We start from the raw sequence: 19,245 nt of genomic DNA on the forward strand, positions 1-19,245 counted from the left end.
TTACTGAAAAGGGAGTGGCGCAAAACTGCTTTTTTGCACCACTTCCTTTTTCATTATGTCCTTTGCGCCATGAACGGGTATAATGACAGTATTGTTTGCACTTTTAATATGATTTTGGAGGAATTTTAATGAATGAACAAAAAATTCTTCTCATTGAGGATGAAGTGAAAATATCTCGCTTTTTGGAACTGGAACTGAAGCATGAAGGATATCAAGTTGAGCAAGCCTATGATGGCAGAACCGGGTTGACAAAAGCACTGGATGGAGACTTTGCTTTAATTATCTTGGATATCATGCTGCCTTCTATCAACGGTTTGGAAATATTAAGAAGAATACGGAAAAACTCAGATATTCCTGTGATTATGCTGACAGCTAAGGATGAGACGATGGATAAGGTCATGGGATTGGATATGGGTGCGGATGACTATATTACCAAACCTTTTGCCATCGAGGAACTGTTGGCAAGAATTAGAGTTGCTTTAAAGAGAAAAGCACAAGTCATGAAAAGTAGCCTTTTAGAGGTAAATGAGTTACGACTAGATTTGGACAAGTACTCGGTTTCCTATAACCAGCACCCGATTGAATTAACCAAAAGAGAATTTGATTTACTGAAATATCTTTTGGAAAACAAGAACATTGTCCTCACCAGGGAAAAACTTGTTGAAGCAGTCTGGGGGTATGATTATATGGGGGATACCAACATTGTAGATGTATACATTAGATACCTCAGGAGTAAAATTGATGATCGATTTAACCACAAGATCATTCATACGGTCCGAGGGGTGGGATACCTGCTAAAAGATGAAGAATAAACGGTCTCTATGGAAAATATTACGGCAAGTAATAAAGATTTTATTTAGACTGTTGATGATGTTGTTTAAAGTTATACCGCTAGCCCTCAGCAAATTTCATAAGTGGTTAGTTAAACGGCTGCATTTTTCGATTACCTTTAAAATTACCACGATGTACGCCCTTATTTTTACCTTTGTGCTGCTGCTTTTTAACACGGGGATCTGTGCTGCCACAATGGCCTATTTGGGAGTGGATGCTGCTGAAGAGTTAGATAAGAATTATCAAATTGTCACGTCTTATCTAACAGAATCTACAGAAATACCCAGCGAGAATATTGAATACTTGGCCAAACTGGAGCAGGTGGAGATCACTCTATTTAATGAAAACCAAAAAGTTTTATATACAACCGGGGGAAACACCATCCCAGCATTCTATGATCAAACGAATCACGTTAATTTTGAAGGGAAATATTTTCTTTCGTTCAACAGGAATTACCTCCCGAGCAATCATTTCTACACGGCGATCCCTTATCAGACGGGTTTGGCCATAGTTTTACAGGATACGATGTTTTGGAACTCAAATAATATTCACATTCAAATCACCCATCATTTGTTGAAGGAAACCATTAGTGTCGGGGTTCTAGTTTCCGTACTTTTTACCCTAACGGTCGTAGCCATCATGATTGTGATAATCATCGGTTGGAGAACAAGCAAAAGGATGCTTAAACCAGTAGAGGTAATGACCAAAACTGTGAAAAATATAACCGTTAATGCTTTAGATACCCGGCTGGATGTTACAGGTTCACAGGATGAACTTAAAGAATTGGCGGAAACCTTTAACAGTATGCTGGATCGGATACAATTTTCCTACGAACAACAAAAGCAATTTGTTTCAGATGCTTCTCACGAGCTAAGAACCCCCATAGCGGTCATTCAAGGGTATGCCAATTTGTTAGATAGATGGGGTAAAAATGATCAATCAATTCTTGAAGAGTCCATCGGCTCTATTAAAACAGAAGCCATCAACATGCAAGAACTGGTAGAAAAACTTTTGTTTTTAGCCAGAGGAGATAAGAATTCTCAAAAGCTAGACAAAAAAGCATTTTCGCTACAGGAACTTATCGATGAAGTTAGCAAAGAATCCAAGTTAATTGCCCAAGACCATGAATTTATATCCGAGCGCTGCGAGGATATCGTTATTCAGGCAGATCGCAAGCTGCTGAAAGAAGCAATGCGGGTTTTTATTGATAATAGTATTAAATACACCCCGAAGGGTGGCAAAATAATCATTAATTGCTACTCTCAAAATGACAAGGCGGTGCTCACCGTTGAGGATAGCGGTATTGGTATTGCCCAGGAAGATTTGCCGCATATATTTAATCGCTTTTATCGGGCGGATAAATCAAGGACAAAACAAACAGGTGGAACGGGTTTGGGCTTAGCCATTGCCAAAAGAATTATCCAGATGCATGGTGGGAATATTGAAGTAACAAGCAAAATGAATGAAGGCACCAAGATTAGGATCTCTTTACCCAAATAAGATAGAATTAGGGATCATTAAGAAAGCATAGAATGTAACGATAAAGTGAGCAGATAGTAAAGGATGATGGAAGAAGACTAGATTTTAGTCACTCCTTGCCAAGAGAAGGGGTGACTTTCTATGAATCTAGAGGTGTAAAGTAGGCTGCTGCACGACTGGCTTTTTAGAGACGAACTCTATATAATAAGAATAGAGTTGTAAGGTGGTGACAGTGTGCAGGAGAAAATAGCCCAGTATAAAGCCGATATTTTTAAAGCAATTGCTCACCCAACCCGTATCCGTATTTTGGAGTTGCTGCGGAACGGTGAACACTGTGTTTGTGATATTTTTGAACAACTTAACGTAGAGCAGGCAAATACCTCACAACACCTGGCACTTATGAAAAAACAGGGCGTACTTCAAAGTAGAAAGGAAGGTCTGCGGGTTATCTATAGTATCAAGTATCCCGAGATTATTGAGCTGTTGAAGCTGGCCGATCAAATATTGTTTAAGCAAGCCAATGAAACCATGAAAGCCTTTGAAAATTTCACAGAGAAATAAGCTATCAACGATGGCTATTTTTCACTTTCAGAAAGTATAAAAAAACTTGGCACAAGCCAAGTTTTTTTAATGTACACACCCCAGAGTTCTTTAAACTCTGGGGTGAAGTGTTTGTAAAGAGGGCTAGCTACAGCTAGCCTCGGGTTAATTTCAAGAGTATGGGGGATTTACTTTGTTCAGCCTGTTCGGAATTAATATCATTACCAAACACCGGCTGAATACTTAAGAAAATCAAAAGGCTAAATAAAATAATTGCTAAAATACCTATGGGTTTTAGTTTGGTTTGACCTTTAGAGTCTGTCTTCTTCATGATGTCGTTTGCCTCCAAGTTTAATTTTTTGTGACGAGGAATATTCTACCACAAAAAGTTGTCTAACCATTAAAAGTTCTAATTTTAAAATTAGTCTAAACAATATAGTGTGCTTTCCTCCTGCGACTACCCGAAGGCAAAAGGCAGCAAGTTACTTTAATCATAGAAAGAATCACCCATGTAATTCCAATTGAATAACCTATTCTCAAGTAATTCATTGAGGGAGGGAGACCCATGTAACAGTCCCTTTCTCGGATTGGTTCTTTCAATTAGGACTACAGGCAGCAGGGTGGTCTACTGCGGCACTTGCAGTTTCGCTTAGGGATGAAAGCTTGTTTTCCGATCTTGGGACAATACGTGTCCCTACTTTAATTCTTCATGGTATTCATGACAAAGTTTGTCCATTCCCCTTGGCTGTAGCACAACATGAAGGAATTATGAACTCTAAGCTTGTGCCGTTTGAGTATAGCGGTCATGGGCTGTTTTGGGAAGAGCGGGATAAATTTAACAGGGAATTAGCACAATTTATTGGATAAATGCCATAGTAATATCAAGGAAACAATGGTAGGGTTAAAGCAAAATTAAAAGCACTAATACCCAGAAAAAAAGGGTGTTAGTGCTTTAGTAAGGGAAATGATCTACAATTTAAATTTATTGGCCATTTCTTGGAGTGAATTAGCCAGGCCGGTGAGTTGATCTACCGAGGAGGCGACTTCTTCCATTGCCGCCGTTTGTTCCTCTGACATGGCTGCAACATTTTGAACAGAATGAGCGATTTCTTCAATGGCTGAAGTGACCTTCTGTGTTTCTGTAGCAAGACCCTTGACGGTATCGATAATATGATTAAATAATTGCCCTACCTCGCCAATTACTTGGATGCCTGTTTGGACATCCTGTGTACTACTGGTAATGGCTTCCACAGCACGTTCGGATTCTTGGTTCATATTGCTAATCAGGGCATAAATATCTTTAGAGGCTCCGGCAGACTGTTCCGCCAATTTGCGGACTTCTTCTGCTACCACTGCAAATCCACGACCGTGTTCGCCCGCTCGGGCGGCTTCAATAGCTGCGTTTAATGCTAATAGGTTGGTTTGTTCTGCGACGGCGTTGATTAAGTCAACAATTTTAGTGACTTCTGTGGATGTATTATTTAATCCTTGAATAACCTCATTGACACTGCTGGTGGATTGTTCTATGGAAGCCATCTGCAGGTGGATTTTCTCGATTCCTTCCGCACCTTGATCTGCAAATTTATAGGCTTTGGTGGAAGCCTCATCAATGCGAGAGGTGTTATGGGAGACTTCCTCCGCTTGCGTTGCCACATTGCTAACACTGGCTGTCATTTCACTGATACTGGCGGAGGTTTGCTGGGAATTAGCAGAGAGTTGTTCTGCAGAAGTGGCTACAATTTGTGCCTTGTCTAGCACCCCAATCATGAGAACCCGGATACTTTCGGTCATTTTGTTCATAGCTTGAGACAGGTCACCCAATTCATCCTTACTCTTAAGCTCAATTTTCTGCGTTAAATCGCCGCCGTTTTGGGACATGTCATTTAGCTTGTTAAGCACGGTTTTGATGGGGTGAATAATCCCCGCCCGTGTAAACCAGAAAATGAGGGCCAAGGTGGCCAGAGCCACAAGTAAGTTGATTGCCAGTATGATATTGGTTTCATAGGCAATTGTTTGTTCAACATCATCTACATAAATACCAGTATTAATGATCCAATTCCAGGGGGCAAAAAGTTTATGATAGCCACGTTTTGGATAGGCCTCTTTGGTGCCGGGCTTAGGAAACCAGAAATCCTCAAAGTGACCTTGATCTTTGTTTTTAATAGCACCATCCACAAAATCCCGCACTAAGTATTTTCCCTTTGCATCCTGAGTATCGTGGCGGTTGGTGCCATCTAAGGCGGGGTCAACCGGATGCATTACCACGATATAATCAGTGTTATCTATCCACAAATAACCGTCTTGGCCGTACTTAATGGTTTTTATAGCTTCTTTGGCTTGCTCTTGGGCCTCTAGGGTGGACAATAGGCCTTTTTGCTCAAGACCATGATAATAACTAACGATGGAATAGCCAGATTCCACGAGGGCTTTGATTTGAGTATCCTTTTCTTTGTGGATCTCACTCTTGATCTGAGGCAGTATGAATAAAAGATTTGCCAGACTAAACAAGATAATGGGTATAATACCAATAAGCATTAATTTAGACTGAATTTTTAAGTTTATCTTGCTCAAGGTCTTCATTTGACTTCCTCCCCCACATATTCAATGGTATAGAATATACTACCATAAAATTATTGTTCGAGTACAAAATATCACATTAAATTTTCATTACATCTTTAGAGGTCCAAAATGAAGGAAGCAACGTATTTAGAGTTGTCTAATGACTTAATTCTAGATTAAAATAGAATGCAGGCTTACAATCACGTTTTTGTAAGTTTCGGGTTTTCTAACCATGTGCAGTACGCTGAATGAAACGGAGGATGCTATAAACAGCATGAGCGAAATACAAAATGAGATTCAAAGAAGAAGAACCTTTGCCATTATCTCTCACCCCGATGCCGGCAAAACGACGCTGACCGAGAAACTGCTCCTGTATGGTGGCGCGCTGCGGTTGGCTGGTAGCGTGAAGTCACGTAAATCCAAACAGCATGCAGTGTCCGACTGGATGGAACTAGAGAAGCAGCGGGGTATCTCGGTAACCTCCAGTGTGCTGCAGTTTGATTATCAAGGACATAAAATTAACATCTTGGATACGCCGGGTCACCAGGACTTCAGTGAAGATACCTACCGCACGTTAATGGCAGCCGACAGTGCCGTCATGTTAATTGATGCTGCCAAGGGGGTAGAGGAACAAACAAAAAAACTGTTCCATGTCTGCCGACAGCGGGGGATTCCGATCTTTACCTTTATTAATAAAATGGATCGCCATGGCAAAGAGCCATTGGATTTATTAGATGAACTGGAAAAGGTACTTAACATCAAATCCTACCCCATGAACTGGCCTATTGGCCGGGGACGAGATTTTAAGGGTATTTATGAGAGATCCACTTCTAAAATTGAGCTATTTTCAGGTAACGGACATGGGGCCACCGTCGTGGCCACGAAAACCGGGGATCTGTCCGACCCAGCCATTGTGGGAGCTATGGACCAGTCGACCTATCAATTATTAAAGGACGACCTAGAACTATTAGATTTAGCTGGGGATGAATTTGATTTGGCCATGGTGGCTCGGGGGGAACTGACTCCGGTATTCTTCGGCAGTGCCTTGACTAATTTCGGGGTGGAGGCATTTTTACATTCCTTTATTAAGATGGCCCCAGCCCCCCATGAGAAAAACTCCAGTGTAGGGATAATTCAACCTGAGCAGCAAGAGTTTTCTGGGTTTGTCTTCAAAATTCAGGCGAATATGGACCCGTCACACCGGGATCGACTAGCCTTTGTTCGGATTTGCTCCGGCGTGTTCAACCGGGGTATGATGGTAAAACATGTCCCCACTGGTAAAGTTATTCGTTTATCTCAATCCAAGCAATTTATGGCTCAGGATGCCTCTACCATCGATGAAGCCTACCCGGGTGATATCATTGGTATTTTCGATCCAGGTATTTTCCGTATCGGTGATACCCTAACAGAAAAAAGTAACTTTACCTATGAGGCTATTCCAAAGTTTTCACCGGAATTGTTTGCTCGGGTGCACCTGAGGGATGCCATGAAACGCAAGCAGTTTGTTAAGGGGATAGAACAACTTACCAATGAAGGAGCGGTGCAGCGTTTTCGCTACCCCGACATTGGCCTGGAATCTCCCGTTTTTGGGGCGGTGGGGATATTGCAGTTTGAAGTACTGGAATATCGCCTAACCCATGAGTATGGTGTGGATATCAGTATCGAGCACTTGCCTTACACCATGGCTCGCTGGGCGATGGGGGAGAACCTGACGGCCCGTTCCCTCAAGAGTATGGACAATCTGGTGCTGCTGGATGATGACGATTATTTTGTGGTCCTTTTCCGCAATCAATGGGCCTTTAACTGGGAGGCTGAGCGGCATCCAGAGGTTACTTACTTGGAACATCCACCCATTAGAGGAGCAGACGCTACTGCTGAGGGGGCCTAGCAGGTGACCAGCATTTACTAGATAGTGCATCTACACAGATTTAAACTACACCCTTTTGGGTGTAGTTTTTTTGGCTTGTCGGTTTTAAGATGGTTTGAGAAAAAGGTTTAATGCATATAGCTAAAAATTGTGTAATAAATGTAATTTAGATTATGCTCATAATCTACATTTTAAAAAATTTCAGTAATAAAATGTTAAAAAACCAAAAGAATACTCCGTAAATAGCCCCTACTGTCGTAAGTACAATAATCCACGTTATTATATCAGGTATACTCATTCCAAAAGTGATTTTATATTGTTCAGCCAAGCATAAGACCGACACCACTGCTCCACCAATTGTAAAAAAAAGTAGATTTTTTGCAAATAGATTCTTCTTTCTTTCAAGTAAATGCGGTAAAAACTTTTGCAAATATTTATATTGAATAAAGTCTAAAATTGCAGTCAGCAGAACTAACCACAGAAATCCAATTGGTGGCGGAAAGTCCGCACCTGCAAGAAGGATTGCAGTCCAGCCACAAAAAAACAATATAGTGTTTATCCGAATAACTTTTAAATTGCTCAAACCATCATCTCCTCTTTTGTTATATAAATAATCAAAGAATCATATGTTTCTCACACTTGTATAAGCAAGATAAGATTAACATATTCTAAGGTTTTTATAGTGTTTTCATGCTCCCCAAGAGTCTATGCAAAGTGAGGAATATACTGCCCTATAGTATTTAATTAGATCTAACGATGACATTTTTAATTTCTCCAGTTAAAGTCCTGCTAAAGAAGTTACACAGCAGTTTCAGGCCATTTTCGGTCATAATGGATTCTGGGTGAAATTGAACCCCTTCCACTGGATAGAGTTTATGTCGGATAGCCATAATTTCTCCTGTCGATGTTTCCGCACTGACAGTTAGGCATTGAGGCAAGGTTCTAGGTTCCACCGTCAAGGAATGATAACGCGTCACTTGAAGGGGGTTTGGCAGATTAGCAAAGCAGCCTGCACCATCGTGAAAAATCGGGCTTACTTTGCCGTGGGTGGGTTGCAGGGATTTTACTATCTCTCCGCCAAAGGCCTGGGCAATGGCTTGGTGCCCTAGACAAACCCCTAAAATAGGGATGAGCCTATGAAAGCGGTGAATTACTTCCAGAGAAATCCCTGCTTTAGATGGGTTACCCGGACCCGGGGAGATCAGCAGATGATCAGGGCGCAGGTGATGTATGTCTTCAATTGTTATTTCATCGTTACGGTAAACACGGACATCCTCACCCATTTGCAGCAGATATTGCACTAAGTTATAGGTAAAGGAATCATAGTTATCTATAAGCAACACCATATCATTTACTCCTTCCAAGTAACGGGCACCCACCCACGCAGAGAATTAATCAGCCAAACTCGGCTAGCATACAATAAGTCCTGCTTTGTTAACACTCCTTCAACAATTTCTCCCTGGGCTAGGAGTTCTTCACGGAAAACCCCGGGTAGCAAGCCACAAGAAACCGGGGGTGTTATCTTTTTACCGTCAATTTCCAACACAACATTGCCAATGGTAAACTCTGTCAACTCATTGGCTTCGTTCCAAAGCAATACATCAAAAGCTTGGGGTCTGACCCTCTTATGTTTTTGGTAAAGCTCCCGGTTTGTTGTCTTATGATAGTGGAAGCGATCGTGCTGGTTAATGGGCTGCTCTGCCAGAGTAACCATCCGGTTAATGTCAGCACTATCTGGAGTGAAGAGGCTAGATTCAATACACACCCCGCCTTCCTCAGACAGTAGTAGACGAACGCGGTGGCTTGCGCCAGGGTAAACCCCGGCATGGGCTGTTAACTTTTGGCGTATTTCTTGTTCTGAAAAAGAATAGCCAAAGTAATCCGCTGAACCTTGCAGTCGGTTAAGATGGCGTTCTAGGTAGGCATAAACACCGTTTTGAAGGAGCAGTGTTTCCAATAAATCAAACTTAACTTTTTGTACTTTCAACAAAGCGGCTTTAGCAAGGATTTCGTCATATTCCCCTTCAGTGGTGGAGTCCCAGGTAATCCCTCCCCCCACCCCATATTGGGCAGTATGGGCTGTCGTATCTAAAACAACAGTTCGAATGGGTACACTAAAGACTGCTTTGCCCTTCGGCGATAGGTAGCCGATTGCACCACAGTATACTTCCCGGGGTGTTTGTTCTAGCTCAGCAATAATTTTCATAGTGCTTACCTTGGGTGCGCCGGTAATAGAGCCGCATGGGAATAACCCTCGCATTACATCTACCATAGTAGTTTCTGGACGGCAGTCGGCCTGAATGGTGGAGGTCATCTGGTAGACAGTCGGATATTTTTCAATTTCAAAAAGTTTAGTCACTCTCACAGTACCGAGTTTGGCTAACCGTCCTAAATCATTACGCAGCAGATCAACTATCATAAGATTTTCCGCCCGATTTTTTTCACACGCTATTAGTTGGTCTTTCAAGGCTTGATCTTCTGCCAAGGTATAGCCGCGCTTGACGGTGCCTTTCATGGGCTTAGTCGTTAAGATGCTGTTTTCCCGGCGAAAAAATAGCTCCGGAGAAGCAGATAAAATCCGGAAGCGCCCCATATTCAAGTACGCTGAAAACTGACCTTGTTGAGATTCGCTGAGGCGGTGATAGAAAGCCATATCGTCACCTTGGAAATTTGTCTTAAGTCGGATGGTGTAGTTAACTTGATAGGTGTCACCCTGCTCAATGGCCTCTTTGATTCGTTCAATGCGCTGTCTGTACTCAGACTTTGTTATATTGGGTTCCCAGTTGCCTGTTTTGTACCAACCAGATGTTGTCGGGAATTTCTCAATGAATTCTTGTTCTGTAAACAGGGCAAACCAAAGCAGCGGCATGGCGGGCTTTGCACAGACCTGATAGGCAGGGTCGAAGGCTGGAGCTGCTTCGTAGGATAGATAGCCCGCAGCATACAGCCCACCATTTACTGCCTCTTCCACCTCTGTCAGTGCAGGAACAATTTCTGCCGGGTCATGGGCAGTAATGATTTTTAAGGGGGTGCTAAAGCGAAGGGGCTTGCCGCCCAGTTCCTTTTCCTTAAATTCAAATATTAATTCGATATTATTGGGGGGGATTAGATTCATAATAAAGCGTGTAAAGCCTCCATTCATAAAGAGCTTAAAACTTGAGAAATTAAAGCACAACATTAATTTTTACCTAAGTTAACTCAGTTGACAAGGCCTTTATAAATTATTTCTAGTTTGCGTCTAAAGACTTGGTGCACCCTATAGGGCATAACCTTATAGGTCACAAGCAGGCAGGCAAGCCAAATTTTCTAACTTGAATTTGCAGAAATTAAGGTATAAAATAACCTGGAAAATACACACAAAATAACTAGCAATATTATACAAAGGCAGGGGAAACTTTTTGAATATAGCGCAAAGATTGGACCGACTGCCCGTTGTTCCCATGCACTGGCACATATTACTGGCCACGGGTATTGGCTGGCTTTTTGATTCAATGGATGTAGGATTGGTATCCTTTGTGATGCCTGCCCTACAAAAGGATTGGGGCCTGTCACCCACAGAACTGGGGTTAATCGGCAGTGTGGGTATGGTGGGTATGGCCGTGGGGGCCGCTTTTAGTGGTATGCTGGCGGATAAATACGGTCGGCGCCAAGTCATCTTACTAACGCTGGTTTTATTTGGTTTAGCTACGGGCTTCGCGGGTATGGCCACGGGACTAACCATGATGTTATTTGCCAGGTTTTTGGTGGGGCTGGGACTTGGCGGAGAATTACCTGTGGCTTCCACCCTGATTAGCGAGATATCTCCCCGCTCGGTGCGTGGGCGTTTTGTTGTGTTATTGGAAAGCTTCTGGGCCTGGGGTTGGATTTTAGCAGCTTTGGTAGCATATCTATTGGTACCCGAATATGGTTGGCGGGTGGCCTTTTATATTGGGGCAGTTCCAGCATTGCTGGCGGTATTTTTAAGAAGAGCGATACCGGAGTCACCACGATTCTTAGTGCAAAGAGGCTATTACCAAGAGGCCGATGACATTGTCTGCCGGATGGAACAACAGGCCGGAATTAAATTGACGGAAGAAGAAAAGGTGCAGAGTTTTACTGAGAACAAGGGCATAACCTTCCGTGAACTTTGGTCAAGCACCCTGTGGCGACGTACCCTAACCCTTTGGATCCTTTGGCTGGGGATAAATTTCGGCTACTATGGTTTTGTTATGTGGATTCCGACACTCCTGGTGGGCAAGGGCTTTCTTATTATTAAGAGTTTACAATTTGTTCTTCTAATGACTTTGGCCCAAATACCAGGTTATTTTACCGCCGCCTACCTTATTGAAGTGATTGGTCGGAAGAAGGTCTTATTTATTTACTTGGCGGGTACTGCAATTGCTGCTCATTTCTTCGGTCAAAGCGAGACTGTCAGAGAGATTTTAATCGCGGGTAGTTTGTTATACTTCTTTAGCTTAGGGGCCTGGGGAGCCGTCTATGCCTATACACCGGAGAACTACCCCACCAACTCCAGGGGAACCGGTGTTGGCTGGGCTGCCGCCATTGGTCGTCTGGGAGCCATTGCGGCACCGTATCTGGTAGGTATGGTCTATCAAATGATGGGCGCACAAAGTGGTTATACGGCTGTTTTTTGGATGCTGACACTGGTATTTGCCCTTACTGCTCTGGCTGTCTTTTTTCTGGGGACAGAAACCTTGGGTCAGACGTTGGATTAGAGGCTTAGTGGTTTAATTATTTTTAATAAACTGAAAGGGCTAGGGCCAATTGATTGGCTAAGCCCTTTCGGTTTATTTACAGTATTGCAAAATGTCTAAATATTATATTTTTACTGTTATTTAGCATAAATAACAGTGATTGGCAGGCGTTTTTCAATTTCCGTCGAACATTCGATTTATAGGTGCTATGGATAATAACCTGGAGGGAACGTGAAATGAATTTTACAGTTAGAGTGAAGTTGCTGCTTGGATTTGGATTACTCCTGGCCATGTTAGTGGGTTTAGGTATCTTTTCAACGTACGCCTTAAAAAATCTCAATGATATAACAGATGAAATAGCTGAAGGGTGGCTGCCTGGTGTGCAACAGATTGAGATGACCAGCAACTTAGTGGCAGTCCACAGAGTTAAAGAATTTAGACATCTCGTAGCAACCGACCCAGGAGAACTGGCCTTAATGGAAGACGAAATGGCTACGGCTAAAAAAGAAATAGAAACCACTTTGGTCCTTTACGAAAAGACAATTTCAAGTGACTACGAGCGTAATATATTTAATAAAGTAAAAACCAGTTTAGGCACCTACTATGAATTAAACCAAAAGATTATTCAGTTATGTAAAGAATCAAAAAATGCTGAAGCTATGAGTATCATGCAAAATGATTCACTGCAAAGCTTTAACACCTTGAATACAGATTTAACCGAATTGGTTAAATATAACCAAGATAATGGTTTAAAGGCAGCACAAACGGCAGAACAAATTTATACTGCATCTAAAGCGACTCTTAGCCTGTTAATAATGATGGCTTTTTTAATCGGAGCTGTAACAGCGTTGTTATTAAGTCGTAACATTCGTATTTCTCTAAAACAAATTGAGAGTGCTGCCAACCAGCTTGCTGTTGGTGATATCACAGGTGCAGATATTGTCATAAAAAACAAAGATGAGATTGGTAACTTAGCGATTGCATTTAATAAAATGAAAAACAACCTGAAAGATGTTCTGGTTCAAGTAACTACTTCGGCCAAGGAAGTATCCGATACAGCTACGGGACTTACCAGTCAGGCAGAGCAAACATCTGCAGCGGCCACCGAAAATGCGGCTACGGTAGAAGAAATTGCCTCTACTGTTGATCAGGTTGCCAACAATGCAAGTAATGTTGCCGAAGCTGCGCAAAGAATATCCAGTAGTGCATCAACTGGTGTTACTAGCATTGAGCAGGTAAATGAACAAATAAATACTATCAGTAACTCAAGCGAAAAGGCTAACCTGGTGATGCAAGAACTCTCTAATACTCTGCATAAGGTTAATCAAATAGTTGATGTAATTACGGGTATTGCTGATCAAACCAATCTATTAGCACTGAATGCGGCTATTGAAGCTGCCAGGGCCGGGGAGCAAGGCCGGGGTTTTGCAGTGGTTGCTGAAGAGGTAAGAAAATTAGCAGAGCAGTCATCGGTTGCTGCCAAGGAAATTTATTCGTTAATCAACAATGTTCAATCCGAATCAAGAGTAGCCGTTGAGGCCATGGAAAAGGGAAATCTGGAGGTTAAAAAAGGGGTTAGAGTAGCAACTGAGGCCGGGGAAATATTACAAGCCATTTTAGGTGAAATCAGTGACCTTTCGTTTAAAATTGAGGATGTAGCCGCTGCTGCGGAACAAGTTGCTGCAGGTGTGCAAAATGTAGCAAGTTCTACTGAAGAACAAACTGCTGCCATGGAAGAGGTATCTGCGGTCACCGCGGATCTCAAGAGGATAGCAATAAACATGAATGACCTAGTAGATAAATTTAAGATATAACCAATGCTAGAGTGGCTGGCCTATCTGGGGCCAGCTATTTTTTTGCAGGTCAGAAACTATAAGAATTTCTGATTTGCCTAAGGGTAAACTCAAGCTACCGCCGGTGTCTAAAACCTGACCTATTCTAAAGCCACAACCTAGTAGGTTCACAGGCAGGTAAACAAGGCTAATTTTTCTAATTTGCCAACCATGGTGAAATGATGTGGAGCGCTTTGATACAAAGGGTTAAGGTGGTGCTCACCTCTTATACCGGGTATAAGCACTATGTATTTTACATTAGACTAGACAATTCTTATAATCTAATTAATAAGTGAACGAAATAACATACACATTTTTATACTTCTTATCAAAACATAAAAAGTTTTCAAGGAGGAACAATTCATGACTTGTAGTTGTAGTAATGCTATTTATGACTTGATTATTATAGGGGGGGGGCCAGCCGGACTCTCCGCCGGTATCTATGGTGCCAGAGCTCGTCTGAAGACTGCTGTTTTAGAGAAAGCAGCGGTTGGTGGACAGGCTTTTACAACTCGTGAAATTGTAAATTTTCCGGGCTTTAAGAGCACATCCGGGCCCGAATTAATGAAAACGATTGCTGCCCATGCTAAGGAATTTGGTACAGAGGTTATCAAAGCGGATGTTACGGAAATAGATTTAAGCGGCGAAATTAAGGTTATTACTACTAAAAAAGGTCAGCAATATCAGACTCGTGCTGTCATTTTGGCTCCTGGTTCACAGCCCCGGTTATTGAATATTCCCGGTGAAAAGGCTATGCGGGGAAATGGTGTATCTTACTGTGCTACCTGCGATGCCGAGTTTTATTCCGACTTGGATGTAGTGGTAGTTGGTAATGGGGATGCTGCCATTGAGGAAGCCATGTACATCACCAAATATGCCCGCAAAGTAACCATTATTGTTATTCACGATGAGGGCGTTGTGGATTGCAACAAAGCCAGTGCAGAAAAGGCTTTTAATAATCCCAAAATTGAATTTGTCTGGAACTCCGTTTTGAACGAAATAAAGGGCAAAGGCGAAGTTGAGTCTGTTGTTATTAAGAATTTAAAAACGGGTGAGCTAACAGAGCAAGTTGCCCATGGCGTGTTTATTTATGTTGGCATGATTCCCGGAACCGCGTTTCTACAAGGCCAAGTTGAGCTAGATGAAAGGGGCTATATTGTAGCAAACGAACAGATGGAAACTTCTGTGGAAGGTGTATTTGCCGCCGGAGATGCAAGAGTAAAATACCTCCGTCAAGTGGTAACAGCTGCTAATGATGGTGCGATAGCAGCGGTGTCTGCGGAAAAATATTTAGAAGAAGAACAGAGCTTTAAAGAGGAAGTAGTAAATGCCGAAAAACCGGTTCTTCTAACCTTTTGGAGTCCGGCAAGCCAAGAAAGTATTGACCTGGCCAGCAGATTGGAAGTGTTAAATACGGCAGCCGGTGGACAATATAAGATTGTTAAGGTAGATGTGTCCCGCAAGAAACGTGTTGCTCAGAAATATAATGTTACTCAGATTCCTACCGTTTTATGGCTGGAAAAAGGTGACCTTAAAATGCAACTTAGTGGAGTTACAGAGGATAGTGGTTTAAAAGCACAGCTAAATCTCTAAAATAGGGTGTAGATAAATATGGGTTATGAGAGATTTCAACGCTTAACGGCAGAAGATTTTGATACTCATATATTTGATAACGGTACTCCCTCACTGGTGTTCTTTGCTGCTAAAAGATGCGAGATTTGCAAAGAACTGCTACCTATAATGGAAGAATTGGTTGATGATTATAGCGATAAGCTACATGTGTATTTTGTTGATGTCGATGAATATGTCGAGCTACACAAAAGATTTCGTTTAAGAGGCATTCCCCAGTTGTTAATCTTTAATCATGGTGAATTAAAGAACCGTGTAGGCGGTCTACATGAAAAGGAAGAAATAATCGAAGTAATTGATAGTTCACTCTATGAAGAATAAGTGAACTTGCCCCTAGGACAAAAACCTCCTGGACTTTCCGGGAGGTTTTTAAAAATAATCAAGTAAGGAGCATTAGGATATGGAGGTTAATACACAGACAATCATTCAAAACAGAGAAATATCCTTTGCCAAAAAAGGAATCGGCTGGGGACTTCTGGCCGGTGCGTCCTGGGGATTGGATGCTGTCCTGATGGGCATGGCCTTGGCTTTAGCCCCCTTTACCAATACACTTAGTCTCTTTGCCGCACCCTTAGTGGCATCCTGTTTACACGATGGATTTTCTGGGACATGGCTTTTCATAAAAAATGTGATCAGTGGCAAGTGGCGAGAATACGCCCGCACCTTAAAAACTCGACCCGGTAAGCTGATCCTAGTAGCAGCTATCATGGGAGGACCCATTGGGATGTCTAATTCCATGTTGGCTATTCACTTTGCTGGTGCCGCCTATGCTGTGGCCATTACTGCCGCTTATCCCGCCATAGGGGCGATTTTAGGAGCCATCTTTCTCAAAGAAAAGATTGGACTCCGAGTGTGGTGCGGCATCTTGTTAGCGATTCTTGGCTCCTTTGTGGTAGCCTATGTCCCACCGAGTGGCGAAAGTCATCCGCATTTTTACCTTGGTATTGGTTTAGCTGTTATCGCGACGATTGGTTGGGCACTGGAGGGTGTTATCTCTACCTATGGCATGGATTTGGTAGATTCAGACATTGCTATTGGGATCCGTGAACTAACCTCGTTTTCCGTGAGTTTTTGTGCAATATTGCCCTTTGTTGGTGCGGTAGCTTACCAAATTCTCTTTGCCAGTTTTAGTACCTCTGTTGCCTGGTATATTGCCGCTATTGGTTTAATCGGGGGCATTTCTCAGCTAAGCTGGTACCGTGCGATGAATATGACAGGGGTAGCAAGAGCCATGGGGCTTAATGTTACCTATGCATTATGGGCTGTGTTGTTTGGCTGGCTGTTAAGCGATTTGCAAATAACATCAACCCTGATAATCGGGGCTATGCTAATTTGCCTAGGAACTATTCTCACCATTGGAAATCCGAAGCAATTAGTTACGATAAGAAGTAAATAAAGATGTAATTAAGTTGCAAAAAGGAGGTAACTATGAGTAAACTTCCTATTAAATTTAGAGTCCTACAATTAATTAATCAAAAAAAAGGAATTACCAATGAAGAAATATTAGAAATATTGAAGTTTGAGTATCCCCGAGATAGAGTCGTTAATTACAAGGATATAGAATATTATCTTATTTCTTTAAAATCTGTTGGATTAATCGATTCAATTAGTGTTACACTTAGGGATCATAGTAAACTAGTAGAGTCTTATAAAATAAGTGATTATGGTATGAATAGGATGAAATATATAAATAATAACTAGTATAAAAATATTTACAAGAATAGGATGGTTAGGCCAATAAATGCCTGAGAATCTATAAAGATTTCAGGCATTTTTATTTATTTACATAAGAATAATATGAAAACTAGCTAAAAATGCTTATTTATTTGTAGATTTGTCAGGGTGAAGACAAACAAAAGAAATATTTTAATAAAGTCAAGGTGTGGATTAATAATCGAATAGTGTTTCTGCTTATACCGGGTATAAGCACGTTGTATTTTACATGAAAAAGCATTCTTCCTATAATTAAGACAGAAAGTGAAGATAAGAACAAACGCATTATTTAGAGATGTCCTTGGGATATCAAAATTAATGTCAGGTGTCTTGCTTAAAAGTTGAATGGGGGGAGGTTATTAGTCAAATAGACTACATTGAATTGCTCATCATACTCAAATAAAGGAGAATAATTATGGTAGACAATAAACCAATGACGAGCACCAGGTACATGGACGAAGCTCCCATGAATAAATCACACTATAAGTTTTTGGTTTTACTGGCCCTAGGTTATACGTTTGAGCAAATAGATGTTTTTTCTTTCTCCTTTGTTGCACCCGCTCTCACAAAGTATTGGGGTGTATCAATGGAATGGATTGGTCTAGTTAATTCTTGCACTTTTATTGGTATGTTGTTAGGTTGCTGGCTGGGTGGTTGGTTTGCCGACCGCATTGGCCGTAAGAAAACTTTCTTAGGTTCGATTCTTTTGTTCTCTATCTGCGCTTTGGTTAATGGTTGGGCTCCTAACCAAGAAATATTCCTAGCTGCCAGAACCTTGACGGGTATTGGTATGATGGGGATGGTGGTAGTGGCAATGGTTTATATTGCAGAGTTGCTGCCAGCCGCATCAAGGGGAAAATGGCAGGCTATCTCCTTAGCTACCGCACTTTTAAGTATACCGGCCATTGGCCAATTGGCATCTTGGGTAATTCCTCACAATCCTGAGGGTTGGCGCTGGATTTTATACCTTGGTGGTTTAGGCTTTATTGTTTTAGCATTTGGTAAAGATTGGTTAAAAGAATCCCCCCGTTGGCTCATTAGTAAGGGCCGTTATAAAGAAGCGGAAGAAGTTATTCAGTTTTATAGACCAGACGTCAAAGTGGATCTTAGTGCAGAGGCCAGTGGTCAAATTAAACTGGAAAAAGCAAAAGAAACAACCAAGACATGGGAAGTTCTTAAGCTCTTATTTAGTAACGAATACAGAAAAAAGACCTGGGTTCTCATCAACCTAGTTTGCTGTAACACCGTAGGGTACTTTATGTTCTTTGCCTGGATGCCTACCCTGTTGAATGAGTACGGTTTCTCCCTGGAAGATTCGCTGTGGATGGTAGCCTTGGTATCCTTCGGTAGTCCTATTGGTAATTACTTGGCAGCCTTCTTCACCGATAAAGGCGGCAGAAAAGTTCCCATTGTTATCTACGGTATCCTTATTGGGGTCTTGACAGTAATCTTTGGTACGGTAAAGATTCCGATGTTGATTGTGGGTATTGGTTTTGTCATTAGAATTTTGATGGACGGTGTATTCGTTCTCATGTGGTCTTACTTGGCCGAGGCTTATCCCACGCACTTTAGAAGTAGTGGTACCGGTATTATCTTTAGTACAGGCAGAATCCTGAATGTCGGTGCTATGGCGATGGTTCCTCTTATCTATAAACAGTTTGGTTACAGTATCTTATTCGCCATTATCGGTGCTATGTACTTGTTGGTAGCCTTTGTAACCGGTATGTGGGGAGAGAGAACTGCTGGGCGTTCACTGGAAGAAATCGCTGAAACCGATACGGATAACGCAGTTTCTGCATAAAACTACTTTACACGTACCTCATAATAGTTGGAGATGCTTTTCGCCACCAGTACTTGGCTGGATTCACCATGCCAAGGCATCTGGCAGGTGCTCAGTAACATAGTTTAAAAAGTGCTTTATTATAAAAGGTTAAAACCTCCTGGCTACCAGGGGGTTTTAACGCTAAGTAAATATTATCAGCAAGATGAAGCGGAGTGAGAGGGGCATAACAGCCATGCTGAGTGGTTATTTGTTGATTTTCTATTATAGCGACCATATTGGCCGGGATGATTTTAGGAGAAAAATTGACAATTAGCCAAT

At 41.9% G+C, this 19,245-nt stretch carries 16 protein-coding genes and 1 pseudogene; 12 read left to right on the top strand and 5 right to left on the bottom strand.

The window, feature by feature from the left end; all coding sequences use genetic code 11:
• The first annotated feature begins 128 nt into the window (after positions 1–128).
• The 3 genes from BUA78_RS08075 (at position 129) to BUA78_RS08085 (ending at position 2,871) form a co-directional block, all read left to right on the top strand.
• A complete protein-coding gene (locus tag BUA78_RS08075; protein WP_072913005.1) occupies positions 129–812 on the top strand; it encodes a response regulator transcription factor in 684 nt (227 codons plus the stop codon).
• The gene (locus BUA78_RS08080; RefSeq protein WP_072913008.1) at positions 802–2,331 is read left to right on the top strand and encodes a sensor histidine kinase; all 1,530 of its coding nucleotides are present in this window, start codon (positions 802–804) and stop codon (positions 2,329–2,331) included. The genes BUA78_RS08075 and BUA78_RS08080 overlap by 11 nt, the downstream gene beginning before the upstream one ends.
• 213 nt (positions 2,332–2,544) lie before the next feature.
• Positions 2,545–2,871, top strand: a complete 327-nt coding sequence (locus BUA78_RS08085; protein WP_072913011.1) for an ArsR/SmtB family transcription factor — start codon at positions 2,545–2,547, stop codon at positions 2,869–2,871.
• Between the two features lie 133 nt (positions 2,872–3,004).
• On the opposite strand, the gene BUA78_RS20190 is transcribed toward BUA78_RS08085, so the two are convergent.
• Entirely contained in the window at positions 3,005–3,181 is a 177-nt protein-coding gene (locus BUA78_RS20190) for a hypothetical protein (RefSeq protein ID WP_175548989.1), read from the bottom strand.
• Between the two features lie 233 nt (positions 3,182–3,414).
• On the opposite strand from BUA78_RS20190, the pseudogene BUA78_RS08090 reads away from it, so the two are divergent.
• Positions 3,415–3,717, top strand: a pseudogene (locus BUA78_RS08090) (alpha/beta fold hydrolase); the annotation flags it as partial.
• A gap of 102 nt (positions 3,718–3,819) precedes the next feature.
• Here BUA78_RS08090 and BUA78_RS08095 read toward each other — a convergent pair.
• Positions 3,820–5,430: a methyl-accepting chemotaxis protein gene (locus BUA78_RS08095; protein ID WP_072913013.1), complete on the bottom strand. Its 1,611-nt coding sequence runs from the start codon at positions 5,428–5,430 to the stop codon at positions 3,820–3,822.
• A 253-nt stretch (positions 5,431–5,683) separates the two neighbouring features.
• On the opposite strand from BUA78_RS08095, the gene BUA78_RS08100 reads away from it, so the two are divergent.
• Positions 5,684–7,297: a peptide chain release factor 3 gene (locus tag BUA78_RS08100; RefSeq protein ID WP_072913016.1), complete on the top strand. Its 1,614-nt coding sequence runs from the start codon at positions 5,684–5,686 to the stop codon at positions 7,295–7,297.
• A 163-nt stretch (positions 7,298–7,460) separates the two neighbouring features.
• Here BUA78_RS08100 and BUA78_RS08105 read toward each other — a convergent pair whose 3' ends face one another.
• The 3 genes from BUA78_RS08105 to pabB form a co-directional block, all read right to left on the bottom strand.
• On the bottom strand, positions 7,461–7,859 hold the full coding sequence (locus BUA78_RS08105; RefSeq protein ID WP_072913018.1) for a hypothetical protein: 399 nt from the start codon (positions 7,857–7,859) through the stop codon (positions 7,461–7,463).
• 157 nt (positions 7,860–8,016) lie between these two features.
• Positions 8,017–8,622: an anthranilate synthase component II gene (locus BUA78_RS08110; protein ID WP_072913020.1), complete on the bottom strand. Its 606-nt coding sequence runs from the start codon at positions 8,620–8,622 to the stop codon at positions 8,017–8,019.
• A gap of 5 nt (positions 8,623–8,627) precedes the next feature.
• Complete coding sequence (gene pabB, locus BUA78_RS08115) at positions 8,628–10,391, bottom strand: aminodeoxychorismate synthase component I (protein WP_072913022.1); 1,764 nt, start codon at positions 10,389–10,391, stop codon at positions 8,628–8,630.
• 283 nt (positions 10,392–10,674) lie between these two features.
• Here pabB and BUA78_RS08120 point away from each other — a divergent pair, with 283 nt between their 5' ends.
• From BUA78_RS08120 to BUA78_RS08150, 7 genes are all read left to right on the top strand, one after another.
• Positions 10,675–11,991, top strand: a complete 1,317-nt coding sequence (locus BUA78_RS08120) for an MFS transporter (protein WP_072913024.1) — start codon at positions 10,675–10,677, stop codon at positions 11,989–11,991.
• Between the two features lie 215 nt (positions 11,992–12,206).
• Positions 12,207–13,784, top strand: a complete 1,578-nt coding sequence (locus BUA78_RS08125; protein ID WP_072913026.1) for a HAMP domain-containing methyl-accepting chemotaxis protein — start codon at positions 12,207–12,209, stop codon at positions 13,782–13,784.
• 381 nt (positions 13,785–14,165) lie between these two features.
• On the top strand, positions 14,166–15,395 hold the full coding sequence (gene trxB, locus BUA78_RS08130; protein WP_072913028.1) for a thioredoxin-disulfide reductase: 1,230 nt from the start codon (positions 14,166–14,168) through the stop codon (positions 15,393–15,395).
• 18 nt (positions 15,396–15,413) lie between these two features.
• Entirely contained in the window at positions 15,414–15,752 is a 339-nt protein-coding gene (locus BUA78_RS08135; protein ID WP_072913030.1) for a thioredoxin family protein, read from the top strand.
• 79 nt (positions 15,753–15,831) lie between these two features.
• Positions 15,832–16,827 carry a DMT family transporter gene (locus BUA78_RS08140; protein ID WP_072913032.1) on the top strand — a complete coding sequence of 332 codons (996 nt, stop codon included), beginning with the start codon at positions 15,832–15,834 and terminating at the stop codon, positions 16,825–16,827.
• A gap of 32 nt (positions 16,828–16,859) precedes the next feature.
• Positions 16,860–17,132 (top strand): hypothetical protein, encoded by a 273-nt coding sequence (locus BUA78_RS08145; RefSeq protein WP_072913034.1) that lies wholly within the window; start codon positions 16,860–16,862, stop codon positions 17,130–17,132.
• Positions 17,133–17,559: 427 nt separating this feature from the next.
• Complete coding sequence (locus BUA78_RS08150) at positions 17,560–18,945, top strand: MFS transporter (protein WP_072913036.1); 1,386 nt, start codon at positions 17,560–17,562, stop codon at positions 18,943–18,945.
• Positions 18,946–19,245 lie beyond the last annotated feature (300 nt).

It is taken from the genome of Desulforamulus aeronauticus DSM 10349 (genome assembly GCF_900142375.1).
Lineage (GTDB): Bacteria > Bacillota > Desulfotomaculia > Desulfotomaculales > Desulfotomaculaceae > Desulfotomaculum > Desulfotomaculum aeronauticum.